At 65.7% G+C, this 19,437-nt stretch carries 17 protein-coding genes; 14 read left to right on the top strand and 3 right to left on the bottom strand.

Features of this window, described 5'->3' with window-relative positions; all coding sequences use genetic code 11:
• Positions 1-142 precede the first annotated feature (142 nt).
• The 9 genes from CA236_RS15460 (at position 143) to CA236_RS15420 (ending at position 11,788) form a co-directional block, all read left to right on the top strand.
• Entirely contained in the window at positions 143-2,281 is a 2,139-nt protein-coding gene (locus tag CA236_RS15460; protein WP_125946260.1) for an MFS transporter, read from the top strand.
• Positions 2,278-6,060: a nitrate reductase subunit alpha gene (locus tag CA236_RS15455; RefSeq protein WP_125946259.1), complete on the top strand. Its 3,783-nt coding sequence runs from the start codon at positions 2,278-2,280 to the stop codon at positions 6,058-6,060. Before CA236_RS15460 ends, CA236_RS15455 begins: the two co-directional genes overlap by 4 nt.
• A complete protein-coding gene (gene narH, locus CA236_RS15450) occupies positions 6,057-7,583 on the top strand; it encodes a nitrate reductase subunit beta (RefSeq protein WP_125946258.1) in 1,527 nt (508 codons plus the stop codon). Before CA236_RS15455 ends, narH begins: the two co-directional genes overlap by 4 nt.
• Positions 7,580-8,278: a nitrate reductase molybdenum cofactor assembly chaperone gene (narJ, locus tag CA236_RS15445; protein WP_125946257.1), complete on the top strand. Its 699-nt coding sequence runs from the start codon at positions 7,580-7,582 to the stop codon at positions 8,276-8,278. Before narH ends, narJ begins: the two co-directional genes overlap by 4 nt.
• Positions 8,275-9,069, top strand: coding sequence for a respiratory nitrate reductase subunit gamma (gene narI / locus CA236_RS15440; RefSeq protein WP_125946256.1), 795 nt, complete (start codon positions 8,275-8,277; stop codon positions 9,067-9,069). Before narJ ends, narI begins: the two co-directional genes overlap by 4 nt.
• On the top strand, positions 9,066-9,953 hold the full coding sequence (locus CA236_RS15435; protein ID WP_125946255.1) for a peptidylprolyl isomerase: 888 nt from the start codon (positions 9,066-9,068) through the stop codon (positions 9,951-9,953). Before narI ends, CA236_RS15435 begins: the two co-directional genes overlap by 4 nt.
• Complete coding sequence (locus tag CA236_RS15430) at positions 9,953-10,282, top strand: hypothetical protein (protein WP_125946254.1); 330 nt, start codon at positions 9,953-9,955, stop codon at positions 10,280-10,282. The genes CA236_RS15435 and CA236_RS15430 overlap by 1 nt, the downstream gene beginning before the upstream one ends.
• A complete protein-coding gene (locus CA236_RS15425) occupies positions 10,275-10,469 on the top strand; it encodes a hypothetical protein (protein WP_046407679.1) in 195 nt (64 codons plus the stop codon). The genes CA236_RS15430 and CA236_RS15425 overlap by 8 nt, the downstream gene beginning before the upstream one ends.
• Before the next feature lie 182 nt (positions 10,470-10,651).
• Positions 10,652-11,788 (top strand): hypothetical protein, encoded by a 1,137-nt coding sequence (locus tag CA236_RS15420; RefSeq protein ID WP_241212699.1) that lies wholly within the window; start codon positions 10,652-10,654, stop codon positions 11,786-11,788.
• A 24-nt stretch (positions 11,789-11,812) separates the two neighbouring features.
• Here CA236_RS15420 and CA236_RS15415 read toward each other — a convergent pair whose 3' ends face one another.
• Positions 11,813-12,397 (bottom strand): hypothetical protein, encoded by a 585-nt coding sequence (locus CA236_RS15415; RefSeq protein ID WP_046407677.1) that lies wholly within the window; start codon positions 12,395-12,397, stop codon positions 11,813-11,815.
• A 179-nt stretch (positions 12,398-12,576) separates the two neighbouring features.
• Positions 12,577-13,629, bottom strand: a complete 1,053-nt coding sequence (locus CA236_RS15410; protein ID WP_125946253.1) for a zinc-binding dehydrogenase — start codon at positions 13,627-13,629, stop codon at positions 12,577-12,579.
• 324 nt (positions 13,630-13,953) lie between these two features.
• Between CA236_RS15410 and CA236_RS15405 the strand changes: the two genes are divergently transcribed.
• The 5 genes from CA236_RS15405 to CA236_RS15390 all read left to right on the top strand — a co-directional run bounded on the left by CA236_RS15405 (position 13,954) and on the right by CA236_RS15390 (position 17,153).
• Positions 13,954-14,961: a methyltransferase gene (locus CA236_RS15405; protein ID WP_125946252.1), complete on the top strand. Its 1,008-nt coding sequence runs from the start codon at positions 13,954-13,956 to the stop codon at positions 14,959-14,961.
• Complete coding sequence (locus CA236_RS19295; RefSeq protein ID WP_269430557.1) at positions 14,954-15,076, top strand: hypothetical protein; 123 nt, start codon at positions 14,954-14,956, stop codon at positions 15,074-15,076. Before CA236_RS15405 ends, CA236_RS19295 begins: the two co-directional genes overlap by 8 nt.
• A 1-nt stretch (position 15,077) precedes the next feature.
• On the top strand, positions 15,078-15,842 hold the full coding sequence (locus tag CA236_RS15400; RefSeq protein WP_125946251.1) for a DUF2243 domain-containing protein: 765 nt from the start codon (positions 15,078-15,080) through the stop codon (positions 15,840-15,842).
• A 176-nt stretch (positions 15,843-16,018) separates the two neighbouring features.
• Positions 16,019-16,717 carry a Crp/Fnr family transcriptional regulator gene (locus CA236_RS15395; protein ID WP_125946250.1) on the top strand — a complete coding sequence of 233 codons (699 nt, stop codon included), beginning with the start codon at positions 16,019-16,021 and terminating at the stop codon, positions 16,715-16,717.
• Between the two features lie 4 nt (positions 16,718-16,721).
• On the top strand, positions 16,722-17,153 hold the full coding sequence (locus CA236_RS15390; protein WP_046407670.1) for a hypothetical protein: 432 nt from the start codon (positions 16,722-16,724) through the stop codon (positions 17,151-17,153).
• Between the two features lie 358 nt (positions 17,154-17,511).
• Here CA236_RS15390 and CA236_RS15385 read toward each other — a convergent pair whose 3' ends face one another.
• Positions 17,512-19,368, bottom strand: a complete 1,857-nt coding sequence (locus tag CA236_RS15385) for a M61 family metallopeptidase (protein WP_125946249.1) — start codon at positions 19,366-19,368, stop codon at positions 17,512-17,514.
• Between the last annotated feature and the right edge of the window lie 69 nt (positions 19,369-19,437).

Raw genomic sequence — 19,437 nt, 5'->3', positions numbered from 1 at the left:
CACCTATGACTTTACATGGATGTGGGAAGAACTGGGGCTTAGCGACCTCCGGCGGTAACGGCCATCATGCGGTTCTTGAAATGTTCTCGCTTAGCGTTGTCTGGCGTACCTTCCACGCGATGCCCTCCAGAAGGCCGAGAGCATGGCGAGCCAGCTGAAGGTGCTGCGCAACGTCCAGGTGTGGCGGTTCTCGCTTTATTATTTCTTCGTGTTCGGCGGGTTCGTCGCGCTGGCGATGTGGCTGCCGCGCTACCTGATCGGGGTCTATGGCCTCGACATCCGCACCGCCGGGATGCTCGCGGCCTTTTATTCGGTGCCGGCCAGCCTGTTCCGCATCTATGGCGGCTCGCTGTCGGATCGCTACGGCGCGCGCAAGGTGATGTACGCCACCTTCATCGTCTCGGTGCTGTGCACGTTCCTGCTGTCCTATCCGCCGACCAGCTACGTCATCGAGGGGGTGAACGGCCCGATCACCTTCAGCACCTCGATGGGGCTGGTGCCGTTCCTGATCATCATCTTCGTGCTCGGCTTCTTCATGAGCCTGGGCAAGGCGGCGGTCTACAAGCACATCCCGGTCTATTACCCCAATCACGTCGGCGCGGTCGGTGGCCTGGTCGGGATGATCGGCGGCCTCGGCGGCTTCGTCCTGCCGCTGGCCTTTGGCGCGCTGCTCGACCTGACCGGGATCTGGACGAGCAGCTTTGCCCTGCTGTTCCTGATCGTGCTCGTCTCGCTGCTCTGGATGCATGGCGCGATCCAGCACATGGAGCGCGAGGCGTCGGCGGCGGCGCACGTGCCGCAAAGTCCCGAGCTGCCCGAGTTTCGCGGCATGGGGGAACCGGAGGCCCGTCGCGCGGCGATGCGCGCCGGGCCGATCGCCGAATGGCGGCCGGAGGATCCCGACTTCTGGGAGGCGACCGGCCGCCCGATTGCCAGGCGCAACCTGTGGATCTCCACTTACTGCCTGCTCCTCTCCTTTGCGGTGTGGATGGTGTGGAGCGTCGTCGTCGCGCGGCTGCCCAGCATCGGTTACACCTTCACCACCGACCAATTGTTCTGGCTCGCCGCGGTGCCCGGCATTTCGGGCGCGACCCTGCGCATCTTCTACGCCTTCCTCGTGCCGATCTTCGGCGGGCGGCTGTGGACCACGCTGTCGACCGCGTCGCTGCTGATCCCCGCGTTCGGCATCGGCTATGCCGTGCAGAACCCCGGGACGCCGTTCTTCATCTTCCTCGTGCTGGCGCTGCTGTGCGGCTTTGGCGGCGGCAATTTCGCCTCCTCGGTCGCCAACATCAGTTTCTTCTACCCGGCGGCCGAGAAAGGCCGCGCGCTGGCGATCAATTCGGGCATCGGCAACCTTGGCGTCAGCGTGATGCAGCTCGTCGTGCCGGTGGCGATCACTATGGGGCTGTTCGGCGCGCTTGGCGGGCAGGCGCAGGTGGCGAGCGACGGGACTTTGCTGTGGCTGCAGAATGCGGGCTTCATCTGGGTGCCGCCGGTGATGCTGGGCGCGGTGCTCGCCTGGTTCGGGATGAACGACATCCTCAGCGCCAAATCCTCCTTCGCCGACCAGGCCACGATTTTCGGCAGGCGCGACAATTGGATCATGTGCTGGCTCTACACCGGCACGTTCGGGACGTTCATCGGCATGTCGGCGGGCTTCCCGCTGCTCTCCAAGCTGGTGTTCCCGGAGGTCGAGGCGCTGCACTACGCCTTCCTCGGCCCGCGGGTCGGCGCGCTGGCGCGGGCGGGCAGCGGCGGCCTGTCGGACCGGATCGGCGGCGCGAAGGTCAGCTTCTGGGTGTTCCTGGTCCAGGCCGCCTCGATCATCGGCATGATCTGGTCGCTCGACGCGCGCAGCTTCGCCGGCTTCTTCGGCATGGTGCTGCTGCTGTTCTTCGTCAGCGGCGTCGGCAATGCCTCCACCTTCCAGATGGTGCCCGCGATCATGCGCCGCGTGTTCGACGTGGAACATGCCGACATGCCCGTCGAGGAGCGGCGGCTGCACGCCGATCGTGAATCGGCGGCGATCGTCGGCTTCATCTCGGCGATCGCGGCCTATGGCGCCTTCTACATCCCCAAGGGTTACGGCTGGTCGATCAGCAGCACCGGGTCTGCCGACGGCGCCTTGTGGGCGTTCTTCGCCTTCTACCTCAGCTGCGCGGCCCTGACCTGGGTCGCATACACCGGGCCGCGCGGCATGTTCGGGTCGCGCCCCCGCCTCGGCGCCCCCCCTTCCGGCGCTGGCAAGCGCGACCTGACCAGCGGAGCCTATTCATGAGCCATTTCCTCGATCGCCTGACGTTCTTCCGCCGCGAGCAGGGCAAGTTTTCCGACGGTCTCGGCATCACCACCGATGAGACGCGCGCGTGGGAGGATGCGTATCGCAAGCGCTGGGCGGCGGACAAGATCGTGCGGTCGACGCATGGCGTGAACTGCACCGGATCGTGTTCGTGGAAGATCTACGTCAAGGGCGGGATCGTCACCTGGGAAACGCAGCAGACCGATTATCCGCGCACCCGCCCGGACCTGCCCAATCACGAACCGCGCGGCTGCCCGCGGGGTGCCAGCTACAGCTGGTATCTCTATTCCGGCACGCGGATCAAATATCCGCTCGTCCGCGCGCGGCTGATCCGCCACTGGCGCGAGGCGAGAAAGTCGCTGCCGCCGGTCGCGGCGTGGCAATCGATCGTGCAGGACAGCGACAAGCGGCGCGATTGGGTGTCGAAGCGCGGGCGCGGCGGCTTCGTCCGCATCGGCTGGGACGAGGCGACCGAGATCATCGCTGCGGCCAACGCCTATACGATCAAGGAATATGGCCCCGACCGGGTGGCGGGATTTTCCCCGATCCCGGCGATGTCGATGATCTCCTATGCCGCGGGCAGCCGCTATCTGTCGCTGATCGGGGGCACGCTGCTCAGTTTCTACGACTGGTATTGCGATCTGCCGCCGTCGTCGCCGCAGACCTGGGGCGAGCAGACCGACGTTCCCGAAAGCGCCGACTGGTACAATGCCGGATTCCTGCTGGTATGGGGATCGAACATTCCGATGACCCGCGCGCCCGACGCGCATTTCTATTCGGAGGTTCGCTATCGCGGCGCCAAGAGCGTCGTCATCGCGCCCGATTATAACGAGGCGGCGAAATTCTCCGACATGTGGCTCCACCCCAAACAGGGGACCGATGCCGCGCTCGCGCTGGCGCTTGGCCATGTCGTGCTGAAGGAATTCTACGTCGATCGGCAGGTCGAATATTTCGCCGATTACACGCGGCAATATTCCGACTTCCCGTTCCTCGTCCGGCTGGTCGAGCGCGACGGGCGGCTGGTGCCCGATCGCCTGCTGCGCGCGGCCGATCTCGACGGCGCGCTGGGCGAGCTCAACAACACCGACTGGAAGCCGGTCGCGATCAATGACGCGGACGGCGAACTGGTCGCGCCGCGCGGCACCATCGGTTTCCGCTGGGGCGAGGTCGGCAAGTGGAACCTCGAGGAGAAGGACGCCGACGGCAACGAGGTGCGGCTGCGCACCACGCTGGCGGCGCACAATGATGGTGTCGAGCCGGTCGCCTTCCCCTATTTCGGCTCCACCGCGCCGCACGATTTCGTCGCCACCAGCCATGACGAGGTGCTGCTGCGCAACCTGCCGGTGCGGCGCATCACGCTGGCCGATGGCAGCAGCGCGGCGGTGACCACCGTGTTCGACCTGATGTGCGGCAATTACGGCGTCGACCGCGGCTTTGGCGGCGGCAACGTCGGATCGAGCTTCGACGACGACGTGCCCTTCACCCCCGCCTGGGCGGAAAAGGTGACGGGCGTGCCGCGCCAGGCGATCATCCAGGTGGCGCGCGAATTCGCCGCCAATGCCGAGGCGACACATGGCCGCTCGATGGTGATCCTGGGCGCCGGGCTCAACCATTGGTACCATATGGACATGAGCTATCGCGGGATCATCGCGTTGCTCGTGATGTGCGGCTGCGTCGGCCAGTCGGGCGGCGGATGGTCGCATTATGTCGGGCAGGAGAAATTGCGCCCGCAGACCGGCTGGCTGCCGCTGGCGTTCGCGCTCGACTGGGCCCGGCCGCCGCGCCAGATGAACGGCACCAGCTTCTTCTACGCGCATACCGACCAGTGGCGGTACGAGACGCTGCGCATGTCCGAGATCCTGTCGCCGCTGGCGCCTGAGGGCGACTGGTCGGGCAGCATGCTGGATTACAACGCCAAGGCGGAGCGGATGGGCTGGCTCCCCTCCTCGCCGCAGCTTCAGATGAACCCGATCGAGCTTGGCCGCCACCTCCACGACAGCAAGGCCGATCCCGGCAATGCCGTTGCCGAAGGGTGGAAGACCGGCGTCATCAAGCCCGCCAGCCTCGACCCCGACAATCCGCAGAACTGGCCGCGCAACATGTTCTTCTGGCGGTCGAACGTGCTGGGCGCGAGCGGCAAGGGCCACGAATATTTCCTGAAGCACCTCGTCGGATCATTGCACGGCATCGTCGGGACCGACAGCGATATCGAGCAGATCGACCGGCCGCGCGACGTGGTGTGGCGCGACGAGGCGCCGGTCGGGAAGCTCGACCTGATGGTCAACATCGATTTCCGCATGTCGACCACCAGCATGTATTCCGACATCGTGCTGCCGACGGCGACCTGGTACGAAAAGCACGACCTCAACACATCGGACATGCACCCGTTCATCCACCCGCTGACCGCGGCGGTGGACCCGGCGTGGGAAAGCCGCAGCGACTGGAACATCTTCCGTTCGATTGCGGAGAAATTCTCGCAGGTCTGCCCCGAGGTGCTTGGCATCGAGCATGACGTGGTGCTGGCACCGATCCAGCATGACAGCCCGGGCGAGCTGGGCCAGCCCTATGAGCCGAAGGACTGGCTGAAGGGCGAATGCGATCCGATCCCCGGCAAAACGATGCCCTCGGTGCAGATCGTCGAGCGCAATTATCCCGAAACGTTCGCGCGCTTCACCGCGCTCGGCCCGCTGCTCGAGAAGCTGGGCAATGGCGGCAAGGGGATCAGCTGGGACACGGCGCACGAGGTGGAGCTGCTCGGCAACCTCAACGGGCGGGTGTCCGGCGGGCTGACCGAGGGGCGGCCGCGGATCAACACCGATATCGACGCCTGCGAGACGATCCTGATGCTCGCGCCCGAGACCAATGGCGAAGTCGCGCTGAAGGCGTGGGAGGCGCTGGGCCATACCACCGGGCGCGATCACCGGCATCTGGCGGAGGGCAAGGAGGAGGAGAAGATCCGCTTCCGCGATGTCGCCGCGCAGCCGCGCAAGATCATCTCCTCGCCGATCTGGTCGGGGCTGGAAAGCGAGAAGGTCTGCTACAACGCCGGCTATACCAACGTCCACGAACGCATCCCGTGGCGCACGCTGACCGGGCGGCAATCGCTGTACCAGGACCATCAGTGGATGCGCGCGTTCGGCGAGAGCCTGGTCACCTGGCGCCTGCCGATCGACACCAAGACGGTGCATGACGTCGTCGGGCGGCTGCCCAACGGCAACAAGGAGATCCTGCTCAACATCCTCACCCCGCACCAGAAATGGGGCATCCATTCGACCTATTCGGAAAACCTCCTGCTGCTGAGCCTCAGCCGCGGCGGGCCGACGGTGTGGATCAGCGAGGATGATGCGACCGCCGCGGGGATCGAGGACAATGACTGGATCGAGGTGTTCAACATCAACGGCGCGGTGACCGCGCGGGCGATCGTGTCGCAGCGGATCATGCCCGGATCGGCGATCATGTATCACGCGCAGGAAAAACTGGTGAACACCGTGGGGTCCGAAATCACCGGCCAGCGCGGCGGGGTGCATAACTCCATCAGGCGGATCAACATGAAGCCGACGCACATGATCGGCGGCTACGCCCAGCTTGCCTATGGCTTCAATTATTACGGCACCGTCGGCGCGAACCGCGACGAATTCGTGATCGTGCGCAAGATGAGCCAGGTGAACTGGTTCGACAAGCGCGCCGACGATGCCGCCAATGTCACCGGCGGCACGGCCGACTGGGGCACCGGATCAAGCGTGGAGGCCGCAGAATGAAAGTCCGCGCACAAATCGCCATGGTGCTCAATCTCGACAAGTGCATCGGCTGTCACACCTGTTCGATCACGTGCAAGAACGTGTGGACCAACCGCGAGGGCGTCGAATACGCTTGGTTCAACAATGTCGAGACGAAACCCGGCATCGGTTACCCGAAGGACTGGGAGAACCAGAAACGCTGGAAGGGCGGCTGGATCCGCAAGAAGAACGGCAGCATCCAGCCTCGCCAGGGATCGAAATGGCGCATCCTGTCAAAGATCTTCGCCAATCCGCATTTGCCGGAGATCGACGATTTCTACGAACCCTATACGTTCGAATATGAATGGCTGCAGGCAGCGCCGGAACTTCAGGCGCAGCCCACCGCCCGGCCGCGCTCCCTGCTGACCGGCGAGGCGCTCAACAAGATCGAATGGAGCGGCAATTGGGAGGACATGCTTGGCGGCGAATTCGCCAAGCGCAGCCAGGACCAGAATTTCGACGGGGTTGAAAAGGAGATCTACGGCCAGTTCGAACAGACGTTCATGATGTACCTGCCGCGTCTGTGCGAACATTGCCTCAACCCGGCCTGCCTCGCCTCCTGCCCGTCGGGCGCGATCTACAAGCGCGCGGAGGACGGCATTGTCCTCATCGATCAGGAAAAATGCCGCGGCTGGCGGATGTGCGTGTCGGGCTGCCCGTACAAGAAGATCTATTACAATTGGTCGACCGGAAAGTCGGAGAAGTGCATCTTCTGCTATCCCCGGATCGAGACGGGGCAGCCCACCGTCTGCTCCGAAACCTGCGTCGGGCGGATCCGCTATCTCGGCGTCGTCCTCTATGACGCCGACCGGATCGAGGCCGCCGCCTCGGTCGAGGATCCGCAGGATCTGTACGAGGCGCAGCTTGGCGTGTTCCTCGATCCCAACGACATCGCCGTACAGGAAGCCGCGCGGCGCGACGGGGTGCCCGAATTGTGGCTGGAGGCCGCCACCCGCTCGCCCGTCTACAAGATGGCGGTGGAATGGCGCGTCGCCTTCCCGCTCCATCCCGAATATCGCACGCTGCCGATGGTCTGGTACGTGCCGCCATTGTCGCCGATCCAGTCGGCGGCGGAGGCTGGCAAGATGTCCTCGCGCGACGGGATGCCCGACGTGCGCAGCCTGCGCATCCCGCTTCGCTACCTCGCCAATTTGCTGACCGCGGGGAAGGAGGAACCGATCGCGCTGGCGCTCGAACGGATGCTGGCGATGCGCGCCTATATGCGGGCGAAATCGATCGACGGCCGCATCGACGAGGCGATCCCCGAGCGCGTCGGCCTCACCCGCGCGCTGGTCGAGGACATGTACCGCATCATGGCGCTGGCCGCCTATGAGGACCGCTACGTCATCCCGACCACCCACCGCGAGCTGGAGGAGGACGCCTATGTCCTGCGCGGCAGCAGCGGCTTCGGCTTCCGCGAGGACAGCAACGGATCGACCAAGGTGAACCTGTTCGGCGGGGCGAAGCGAACGCCGCGCAAACGCTACATGGATGCCCCGACATGAGGATGACGCTGAAGGCGCTGGCCGCCCTGCTCGACTATCCCTCCGCCGAGCTGCAGGAGAATGCCGTCGCGATCGGCGCGCTGCTGCGCGAGGAAGGCGCGCTGCGCAAGCCGGTGCTGGCGCGGCTCCAGCCGCTGCTCGATGCGATGGCGAACGACGATCTGCTCGACCTGCAGATCACCTACAGCGACCTGTTCGACCGTTCGCGCCGGCTGTCGCTGCACCTGTTCGAACACGTCCATGGCGACGGGCGCGAACGCGGCCAGGCGATGATTGACCTGGGGCAGCAATATGCCGCCAGCGGGCTGCTGCTCGACACGCGCGAACTGCCCGATTTCGTGCCGGTGTTCCTGGAATATGCGTCCAACCTGCCGCCCGGCGAGGCGCGCGACTTCCTGGGCCAGCCGGCGCATGTCTTCGCCGCGCTGGCCGAGCGGCTGGACGAGCGCGAGGCGCCTTATGCGGGCATCTTCCACGCGCTGCTCGCGCTGGCCGGGGTGAAGCCCGATGCCGGCGCGCTGGCGGAGCTCAAGGAACGGCAGCCGTCCGAGGATCCGGCAAAGATCGACGAGGAATGGGAAGAGGCGCCGGTCAGCTTCATGGCCTCCGCCGCGCACGACATGGGCGGGCCGACCGGCGTCGTCGCCAAGATCCGCGCCTCCAACCGGGCCCAGAAGAGGGAAACGGGAGCATGAACGCGTTCATCAACCAACTCGCATTCGGCTGGTACCCGTATCTCGCCGTCACCGTGCTGATCGTCGGCAGCATCCTGCGCTTCGACGCCAGCCAGTTCAGCTGGCGATCGCAGTCGAGCCAGTTCCTGCGCCGCCGCCAGATGGTGCTGGGATCGAACCTGTTCCACATGGGGCTGCTGATCCTGCTGTTCGGCCATTTCGTCGGGCTGCTGACCCCGGTGACGGTGATCGACCGGCTGGGGATCGGGCATGAGTTCAAGCAGCTCGCCGCGCTGATCGTCGGCGGAATCGCCGGGGTCATGGCCTATATCGGCTGCACCCTGCTGCTGCATCGCCGGCTGGTCGATCCGCGCATCTGGCGCAGTTCGTCCTGGGGCGACATCGCGGTGCTGGTGCTGATCTGGTGCCAGCTGACGCTGGGCATCCTCACCACCTTCTGGACGATCCGCCACCTCGACGGCAGCGAGATGCTTCGGTTCATGAACTGGGCAAACGGCATCCTGACGCTGAACCCCGGCGCGCCGGAGGAAATCGCCGACGTGGCGCTGGTCTACAAGCTGCACATCATCCTGGGGCTGACGCTGTTCCTCATCACGCCGTTCACCCGGCTGGTGCATATCTGGAGCGCGCCGGTCTGGTTCCTGTTCCGCCCCGGCTATCAGATCGTCCGGTCGCGGATGCCGATCGGTAAACGCTATCTCTCGCCCACCCGCGGGCCCGCGGGCGGCGCGGCGAGCTATGGCGGCGACACGATGCTTCGTCAGCAGGCCGAGGAGAGCCAGGCGATATGACACGGCAGGCAGACACGCTCGATCTCACCCCCCGCACGGCGATGCCGTCGGCCTGTGCCAGCGGCGGGTGCGGCGGGGCCGAACCCCTCCTCCCCCCGCCGCCCAGCTTCGGCGACGTGCGGGTCAATGGCGTGGAGATCGATCCCGAGAGCATCGCCCAGGAAATCCAGCATCACCCCGCGCCCGACATGGAAACCGCCTGGACCGAGGCGGCGCGCGCGCTGGCGGTGCGCGAATTGCTGCTGCAGGAGGCGCGCCGGCTCGATCTGGTCGCCGAACCCGAGGAGGATGAGGCCGGCCGCGTCGAGCCGGAGGAGGATGCGCTGATCCGCGGCGTGCTGGAACAGGCGGTCCGCCCGGAGCTTCCCGACGAGGCCGAATGCCGGCGCTATTATGCCGCCAACCGCCAGCGGCTGCGTACCCCCGACCTGTTCGACGCCGCGCACATCCTGATCGAGCCGGAGGGCGACGATGCCGCCGCCTGGACCGCGGCGGAGCGGCGCGCGTTCGAGATCGCGCAGACGGTGGGCAATGATCCGACCGCCTTCGCCGTCGCCGCGCGCGCCTGTTCCACCTGCCCGTCGGCGCAGCAGGACGGGTCATTGGGCCAGGTGCGGCGCGGTGAACTGGTCAGCGAAGTGCACGAGGCGCTGGAGCGGCTGGCCGGCGGAACGATCACGCCGCGCCCGGTGCGATCGCGCTTCGGCTGGCACGTGCTGCGGCTGCATCGCCGTGTGCCGGGGCAGGTCCTGCCGTTCGAGGTGGTACAGCCGAAGATCGCCGAGATGCTGGAGGCGCGCAGCTGGACCATGGCCTCGGCCCGCTACATCTCCGCGCTTGCCGAGCGCGGGAATGTCGAGGGCATCAGGATCGGCGCGGACTGATGCCGACGTTGGGCGACACGCTCGCCGCCGCGCGCCGCTCGTCGGCCGGGCTCGAACAATGGCTCGGCCGTACCGATCCGGCGCTCGCCGGGGAGGCCGCCGACGCGGCCGGGCGGCTGGGGATCAGCATGTCGGGCTATGCGCGCATGGCGATCGCCGATTTCACCCGGCTGGCGGGCGAGGAGGATTGGGCAACGCTGATGTCCGGGCTTCGCGACAGCCAGGACCCCGGCACCACCTGCCTTGCGGCGATGGTCCACTGGCGGCTGACCGCGCCTGCCTGCCGCGCCCATTCGGACACTCATCAGGCCGGAGCGACCCATGGCTGACACCCCCAAGAATCAGATCAACCCCGCGATGAAGCGGGGCACCGAAACCCAATATGATACCCAGACGAGTTCGCCGGCGCCGATCGACACCGCATCGGCGACCGAGGGGGAGGGCGAAGGCTGGCCGGTGATCTGGCTGATCGTCCTGGCGATCTGCCTGGTCGTCACCGGCTATCTCATCATCTGAAGGCCCCCCACCCGCTCCCGCCCCGTTCCCGCGCCGGGGCGGCGCGGTGCGATCCGCTTCCCTGCCCGATCGAGGAGTTTGCCGTGAAGCACATCCCCGGATCGATTGCCGCCCTCGTTCCGCCCACGCTGGCCGCCTGCACGCTGGCCGCCGCCGCGCCGGCCACCGCTCAGCAGGTCGAGATGAAGCCGCTGGTCGATGCGCGGGTGCGCTACGAACATGTCGATGAGGACGGGCAGCCGCGCGATGCCGACGCGCTCACCTTCCGCCTGCGCACCGGCGTGGAGGCGACCCGCGGCCCGTTCAGCGCGCTGGTCGAGGCGCAGGGCACGCTGGCCGCGATCGACCGTTATTATGACGGCGTGACCGGGCTCGCCAACCGCCCGCTGATCGCCGATCCGCAGAACATCGCGCTCTACCGCGCGCAGCTTCGCTACCAGGACGATGCCGTGTCGGTGACGGCGGGTCGGCAGGTCATCGCGCTCGACGACGAACGCTTCGTCGGCAATGTCGGCTTCCGCGACAATGCGCAGACGTTCGACGCGGTGCGCACGGTGCTGACGCCGCTGGCCAAGCTGAAGCTCGACGTGACCTATGCCTGGAACGTGCGGACCATCTGGGGGATCAACGGCACCGGCGCGCGCCAGCCCAGCATCGGCGGCGACAATGTGTTCGCCAACCTCTCCTATGCGACGCCGGTCGGCACGCTCACCGGCTTTGCCTATCTGGTCGATCAGGACGAGGCGGCGGTGCAGGGCTATCGCCTGTCCAGCCAGAGCTATGGCGCGCGGCTGGCGGGATCGACCGCCCTGACGCAGGCGGCGAAGCTTGCCTGGCAATTGAGCTATGCGCGGCAAAGCGACTGGCACCGCAACCCCAATCGCTATGCCGCCAATTACTATCTCGCCGATGCGACGCTCTCGCTATCGGGCTGGTCGCTCAACCTGGGCTATGAAGTGCTCGGCGCCGACGACGGCGTGGCCTTCACCAGCTTCCAGACGCCGCTCGGCACCAATTTCAAGTTCCAGGGCTGGGCCGACAAGTTCCTGACCACGCCGCCCAATGGCGTGCGCGACCTGTATGTTGGCGGCGGCTATGGCGTGAAGGACGTGCTGGGCGCGGATGCGATCTCGCTGTCGGGCACGTGGCATCGCTTTCGCAGCGACCGGCTGGGGCAGCGCTACGGGACGGAAATTGACCTCATCGCCAGCGTGAAGGTGCGCCGCGCGCTCTTCTCACTGCGCCACGCACGCTACCGCGCCGATACGTTCGCGACCGACACCGACAAGACGTGGGTGCAGCTCGACTGGGCCTATTGAGCCGGCCGCGTTGCGGTGAGCGCCCTAGCGGCGGCCGTCGGTGACGCCGCAGCGCAGCCGGTCGCCGGCGCGGCAGGCAGCGACATCCGCCTCCCACCGTTCGCGGTCGGCACGGGCGGCCGCGAGCTGCGCCGCATAGTCCGACATTGCCGCGGCATGGGCGGCGGCCTCCGTGCGATAACGGGCCAGCCGCTCCTGCTGCGCGGCCTTGTCGGCGGCGATCCGGTCAAGCTGCGCCTGCGCGGCGGAAAGCTGCGCGCTGTTCACCTGGCGCAGCTTCTCCGCCTCGGCCGCAGCGATCGCCTCCATCGCGAGCTGTTCGGCGCTGGGGGCGGTGGGCGGCGGCGGCACGCGCGTGTCCGAGGCACCGGTGCGCGGCAGGTCGAGCACCAGTCCGCCGGCGCGCGGGGTCTCGACCGCGGCGGGCTGCGCCTCTGGGAAGGCTTCTGCTTCCTGCGGCGCGGCCTCCGGCGGCGCGATGCGCGAGGGCGGGATGTCGATGGTGCGGATCGCCGGCGGCGCGCCGATCACCTGCGCGGCGGCGGGCAGCGATCCGGCGGCAAGGGCAGTGACGAGGCAGAGCGAGAGCGGGGAAAGGCGGATCGGCATGAGGGATCGTAACGCAGGCGTCATGTCGTTTCGCTGAACGAGCGGCCGAGGGGCGGGTTACAGTGAGGTGTGGAGGACGATCTAAGGACCGGGGAAAGATCGAATGAACACGACGCCCGTGCTTGAAACCGGTGCGCCAGGCTTCACCTCGGCCGCACGCGATTACTTTCCCGGTGCGCTCAGATCGTGATGGCGACGAACACCGCCCCGGTCTCCTCCTTGCGCTGTGCCGTGTCGAATGCCTCGTTGATGCGATCCAGCGGGAAACGGTGGGTGATCATCCTTTTTACGTCGATGCGCCCCTTGGCGATCAGATCCAGCACCATGCCCTGTTCGCGATAGATATCGTGCATAGCGAAGCTGGCGCTGAGGATCAGCTGAATCTCGCTCATCTGCAGCCGCTGCCATTCCAGCGGGATGCTCGTCTCGCCAGCGTCGAAGCCGCCGACGATCACCACCTTGCCCGCGCGGCGCACCATCTTCGTTGCCTGCGGCAAGGTCGTCGGCATGGCGTCGCCGCCTGCACATTCGAAGACGATGTCCGCCCCCTTGCCACCGGTGAAAGCCCTGACGCGCTCGACCGCATCCTCGCGGCCACTATCAACGACCGCATCCGCCCCAAGCTCGCGTGCCAAGTCCAGCGAACTCGCCACCTTGTCGCAGATGATCACGTCCGCCCCGCTCGCCTTGGCGAGCATCATCTGCCCGAGACCGATCGGCCCGGCGCCGATCACCGCGACCTTGTCGTTGATGCCCAGTCCCGAGAGATGCTGCGCATGCAGGCACACCAAGAAGGTATCGATCAACGATGCTTCCTCGAAGCTGACATGATCGGGGAGCGGGTAGAATTTCTCCGCCGGTCCCGACACATATTCGGCATAGGCGCGCGAGACGTACCTGGTGCGCACGTCATACAGGTGCTCGCAGATGTTGTAGCGCTGTACGCGGCAGTATTCGCAGACGCCGTCGCCCATCACCGTCTCGATGACGACGCGGTCGCCTGGCTTCACGTTGCTGACGTCCGCGCCCACCTCGACGACTTCACCCGCCAGCTCATGCCCCATGATATGGCATTCCAGCGCGGGATCGTGCTTCTTCCAGTGGCGCAGGTCCGTCCCGCAGATTCCTGCCACGCGAACGCGGGCCAATACGAAGTTGGGCGCCGGGATGATTGGGCGTTTCACCTCGGTCAAAGCAAACGTGCCTTCGGCGGTCTTCAGTGCAGCCTTCATGGCGCGGATGCCTCCCTTGCCCGGTGCGTCTTCTTAAGCCTGAACGCCGGCTTTCACCGCGGCATCTGTCCGGGGAACAAACATTATTGTCCACGCAGGTTCCCGTATTGCAATCCAAGTTATCAAGTGCGTCTTGCTTGTTTTCCTGTCCCTTCGTTTACTTGGTCAGTCGCCAACCTAGTGCAACATACACTAGTCTCTATGATTTATGTTTCCCCGACCTGCCTGTCTTTCCGTCATGCTGATGGAGATCAGTGTTAATGTACCGGAACGAAGGCGCGCCCGTCCTGTTGGTCCCGAACAGGAAACTTCCGGCCTGAAAACATGAACTTGATCTATGTAAATGAGTCGGCGATCAATGACCAAAACCACAGCGCGGGTGTTCTTGACGATGCGCCGCGCACCGCGTTGCTTGAACTTCTGGAGCATCTGCGCTCCATCCACTATGACTTCATCGCACCGACACCGGCATCGCAAGCCCGCGTCCTGTCACGGGCCGACCGACAGGTCGGCACCACCGTGGCGGACCTGCTCGGCTGGTCGCTGCCGTGCCGGCGGGACGACCTTCCGCACGCCATCGTCGATGCACTCGACGCGGCCGGGCTGCTGACACGTCGCCGCGACGGACTGCTGGTCGCCAAGGTGCGCGTGTCGAACGTGCTCGGCCGCCTGTTCGTGCATTCCAGCTACCCGACCAGCGAGCGGGATTCGGTCTTCCTCGGCCCCGACAGCTATCGCTTTGCCGACTATATCTCGCGCAACCTCGCCGGCCTGCCCAGCGACGCGCGGATCCTCGATTACGGCGCCGGCGCCGGCGTAGGCGGGATCATCGCCGCATCGCTGCACGGCAATGCCACGTTGACGCTGGCGGACATCAACCCGAAGGCGCTATCGCTCGCGTCGGTGAACGCCACCTTTGCCGCAATCGACCACCGCACCGCACTCGCCGGCACCCCGGCGGAAGTCGACGGCCGCTTCGACCTGATCGTCACCCACCCGCCCTTCATGATCGACCCCGATCGCCGCGCCTATCGCGACGGGGGCGACCTGTACGGCGGCAAACTCTCCCTCGACTGGACGCTGATGGCGATCGAGAAGCTGGCGCCCGGCGGCCGCTTCGTCATGCACACCGGCGTGTCGATCGTGGCCGGGCGCGACGTGGTGCGCGAGGCGCTGCGTGAGGCAATGCCGGCGACGGGCTATCGCTACGATTACCGCCTGCTCGATCCCGACATCTTCGGGGACGAACTCGAAAAGGAACCCTACGCCGGCGTTGATCGCATCGCGGCCATCGGCCTGTGCGTCCAGCGCGATGCCGCCGCCCATGAATGATCCCGCGCCCGCCATCCTCGCCGAGGTGAAGCGCCTCGTCGATGCCGGCCGCCTCGGACCGACGACGCAGGCGCTGGAAGGCCAGCAAGGCCGCCGCCCGCGGCCGGTGCGCTGACATGGCGCGCGCCGCCACCAGCCTGCCATGGTCCGGCTATCTGATCGGCTTCGCGCTGGGCGGGTTCTTCGACGGCATCCTGCTCCACCAGATCCTGCAATGGCATCATCTGCTCAGCCTGGTGGACGGCGTCACCGACCAGATATTGTTCGACGGCCTGTTTCATGCGCTGATGTATGCCGTCGCGGCGATCGGCCTCGTGGCGCTGTTCCGAACGCGCCGCAGCCTCGCTCGCCCGGGAAGCGGCAGGCGCCTGCTCGCGGCGGCGCTGATCGGCGCGGGCGTGTGGCACGTCGCTGACGGCATCGTATCGCACTGGGTTCTCGGCATTCACCGGATCAAGCTGGACAGTGCCAATCCGCTCGCCTGGGACCTGGGCTGGTTCGTCGCCTTCGGGATCATCCCGATCGTCGCGGGGCGGCTGCTGTATCGTGGCGGCGGCGGCAACGACGGTGGCAGCGGGCCGCGCGGCGGCATCGCAGCGCTTGGCCTTACCGCCACGGCGCTGATTTGCGGCGCCTGGGCGGCACGCGCACCGGCGGGCAGCGAGACCATGATCGTGCTGTTCGGACCGGGCACCAGCCAGGGCGCAGCGGTCAACGCCATCCGCGCCGCAAACGGCAGCGTGCTGTGGCAATCGCGCGGCCTGTGGGCGGTGCGTTGGAACGACCCTGCGCGCGTCGACACGCTCTATCCGCGGGGGGCGCTGTTCGTGAGCTCATCGCTGGTTGGTGCCGGCTGTCTCGCCTGGACCACAGCCGAATGAGCCCGGCGCGCAAGAACCGACGAGGCGCCAGGGTGCTGTGCAGACAAGGCTGACGGCTGACCGGGCTTTCGCGCGCATGTTTCACCGGCCGCCGGCCGATCCCGTTCTCGTGAATCCGCCGTTTTCCTAACCCACTTCAATTCACTCCCCCTCCGTGTCGTGACAAGGTCGGCACGATGTTGAGCCGGCGGATGAGGACACTGTCAGATCTGACGCCGGAGGAAATCGAGGCGGTCGACGCTGTCCACGTCGAACCGGTCGCCACTGCGCACGGTGGCGTGATCCTGAAAGACGGCGTCGCGCCTAACCAGCTCTACCTTGTCCTCAACGGGTGGGCGGCCCGGGCGGCTGTACGGATGAACGGATCTCGCCGCATAACCGCTATTCTGCTCCCGGGTGACCTTTGCGGGCTCCACGCGGCTTGTGGATCAACGTTCGAGCATGATCTGATTGCGCTGACCGATTGCAAGATCGGCTGGATCCCGGGGGAAGTGATCGCGGACCTCGCCACGCGTCACCCTGGTATCAACGCGGCATTGTGGCGCGCGTCGCTGATCGAGGCGGCGACCCTGCGCAAGTGGCTTACCATTTCGGATGACGCCTATCATGCGATGGCGCACCTTCTATGCGAACTGATCACACGCGGCAGGCAGATCGGGCTGGCGACCGACAATGACATGCCCCTGCCGATCACGCAGGAGCACATCGGAGACGCGCTCGGCCTGACCTCGGTACACGTCAACCGCGTGCTCAGGCGGCTGCGACACGAAGGGCTGATCGCGTTGACAAACAAGACTTTGTGGATCGTGGATGAAGGAGGACTGCGCCGGGCCGGACAGTTTGATCCACGCTATTTACGTCCGTGGGAGAAATAGGGCGATGCCCGGGGTAACCAAGCCGCTTGCCGGCCAGCTCATCGTTCAGATCGAGGACGATTCATTCCTTGCCAACTATGTTGGGGAGACCGTCGCAAGCGCAGGCGCGCAGATCATCGGGCCGGCGCGGAACGCTGACGAAGGTGCACGCTTGATCCAGCGGCTCAGGGTGAAACCGAACGCCATATTGGTGAGTGCGACGATATTTGGCGTTGCGGAAACATGCCTGGCGCGGGCGCTGGCCGATCTTGATGCTCCCGTGCTGCTGGTGAGGAAGGACCAGCGTCGTCGTGAGCCCCCATTTCCATATGCAGCCGTTCTGACCCTCCCCTTCGCCGCTCACCAGGTCGTCGACAGCCTGTCAAAGTTGCGGGTGGTCGCGGGCTCCAGACCCGCCTGCCCCAAGGCAATCGGTGGATCGCTCACGCCAGCCTAGTCTGAAGCAGCCTAATCTAAAGCAGCCTAGTCTGAAGCCAGGGCCTTCAGCCGGCTCAAACGATAGCCGCGATGCCAGCTATCCTGCTCCGCGGTTCCGTGTCCAAAAGGACAGGCGGTGAAAGCGCGCCGTCTGCATGGGCGGCGCAACCGGAGAGGAAGGCGTCCATGTTTTGCTGGGTCGTCAGGTCGTCGGCGCTAGCGCCATTTCGATCTGGCATTTCCATCGGCCGACATTCCCCTGCGCCTTTTGGCGCAGGGTCACATCCCTAAGCCCGATGGGATCGTACCACCAAAGCGCCCGGCTGCTTCATCATAAGTGACTGATCGAGGTCATGTATTCGGCAGCAGACTGCGGACTAGACGCGCGGGGAAAGGATCTCCAGCAGGCGCGGTCTGGCACCCTCGAGCGGCGTGAGGTGCGGATATCGCAGGCCCCCGGGGTAGTGGACCTCGACCTCCCTTTCGCAAGCCCCCGACGTCACGCGAAGCCGCACCCTGCCGTTCGATCGCCCTGCCTCCTGAACCGCCGCCCGCAGCGCCTCCACCGAGAAGGGCCGCTCACCCGCTTCCAGGATTTTCGTGCCCGCAGTGATCGCCGCTTCAAAGGCGGGGCCTTCCCAAAGGACCTTTTCCACCTTGCCGTCATGGTCCACGGTCAGGCCAAGCGAGAACATCAGGTTGAGGTTGCCTGCCAGTTTCTCGGTGTTGGTCCAAAACTCGCCTGGATCGTTCCGGAAGACCAGCTGATAGCCCGCTCGCTCAATGCCTTCGAGCGGCGCGCCGGTGTGCTTTCCGTCAATCCGCTCTCGCAGGAACTCGCCCCAGTCGAAGGGGGCGAGATCGGTCAGGGCGGCGATCACATCGTCCAGGGTGTACGTCAGCGTCTGCGCAGGTCCTTGCTGATCCGCCGCAAAGAAGGATCTGGCGAAATCGTCGAGCGAGCGCGTGTCACCCGAAAGCATGCGGATGCGCGTATCGATGTCGAGCCAGACGAGCGATCCTTCGGAATAATAGTCTTCGCTTCGCTGCCAGCTTGGCCAGGGCAGCGGCGCGCGGGCGGCGATGATCGGGTCTCGCGTGGTGTCGCTGATGGGCCGCCATCTACTGCCAGCCCGCACTTGGTGCGTCGCTGCGGTGACAGCGATCGCCTGCAGCGTCTGGTCTGCGGTCCACAGCCCGGAACGCGCGCATAATACCCGGTCCCAATATTGGGTCTGCCCCTCATAGACCCACATCAGGCTGTTCCGGATCGGCGTGTCGAAACTGGGCGTCCAGCTGTCAGCGCCGCGCCGGAACTTGCCGTTCCACGCATGGATGAACTCATGCGGCACGGTCTCGCGCAGAGAGAAGCACCCTTCCCAATCGGTGAAATAGTCGGGAACGGTAACGGCCTCGAAGGAGCGGTGATGCTCGACCCCTATACGGCCAAGCTCGCTGCTGAGCCCCAGGAGCATCTCGAAACGGTCGAAGGGAGCGGGCCCGAACAGCTTCCCCGCCTGTTCCACAACAGCCCGATGGGGCGCGATCTTCTTCTCGGAGATGTCGATCAGTTCTGCCTTGTCGGCAAAGATGCTCAGATGAACCTTCTCCTGGTCATCCAGCGGGACGCGGGCGGCGTACCGGCCGGCAAATACCGGTGAATCGACCAGCACGTCGAGGCTTACGGGCTCGAAACGGATGGTATCATCCTGCCGGTCGACAGCGGCGATTGCACATGAATGCTGCCAACCCGCCGGCACGGTCAAAAAGGCATGAAATTCGATCTGGCGCGCGTAATAGCCGGCCGGGTACAGAAGCACGCTGTTCCACTGAATGGTCAGGATTTCCTTGCCGACCACCACGCGGCCCTGCGAAGAATCGGTTGGTGTCAGGAAGTGAAAAGACACCACGATCTGCTCCGCCTCGGCGGGCACCTCCACCTGAAAGGCGTGAACCTGAACCGGGTGCCGCCGCCAAGGCAGCTCCTTCTCACCCGCCTCGATGCGCAGGGCAGCGAACAGCGCAATCGATGCTCGCGGCGCATGATATCCCGGCAGCCACTCTGGAAACAGAAGCGTCAGAGGCCCGCCGGACCTGACAGGTATGACCTGGCGTACCTGCAGGATTCCGCGCAACACATCTTGCGCATCCACGTACAAACGGATGGGAGCGGGATAGGCAATGTCGCAGGGCGCCGGGACCGTGAAGTCCAGGTCCCGAAGGTTTTTGGTCATGAAGCGCCTTCACGTGATCCGCTGGAGGAGATCGGCCAGCAGCAAGCGCGCCACCGGCAGGTTGCTTTC

This window comes from Sphingomonas sp. ABOLG (assembly GCF_003950435.1).
GTDB lineage: Bacteria > Pseudomonadota > Alphaproteobacteria > Sphingomonadales > Sphingomonadaceae > Sphingomonas > Sphingomonas panaciterrae.
The sequence above is the reverse complement of the archived record's forward strand: the minus strand, read 5'-3'. Positions and strand labels throughout refer to the sequence as shown.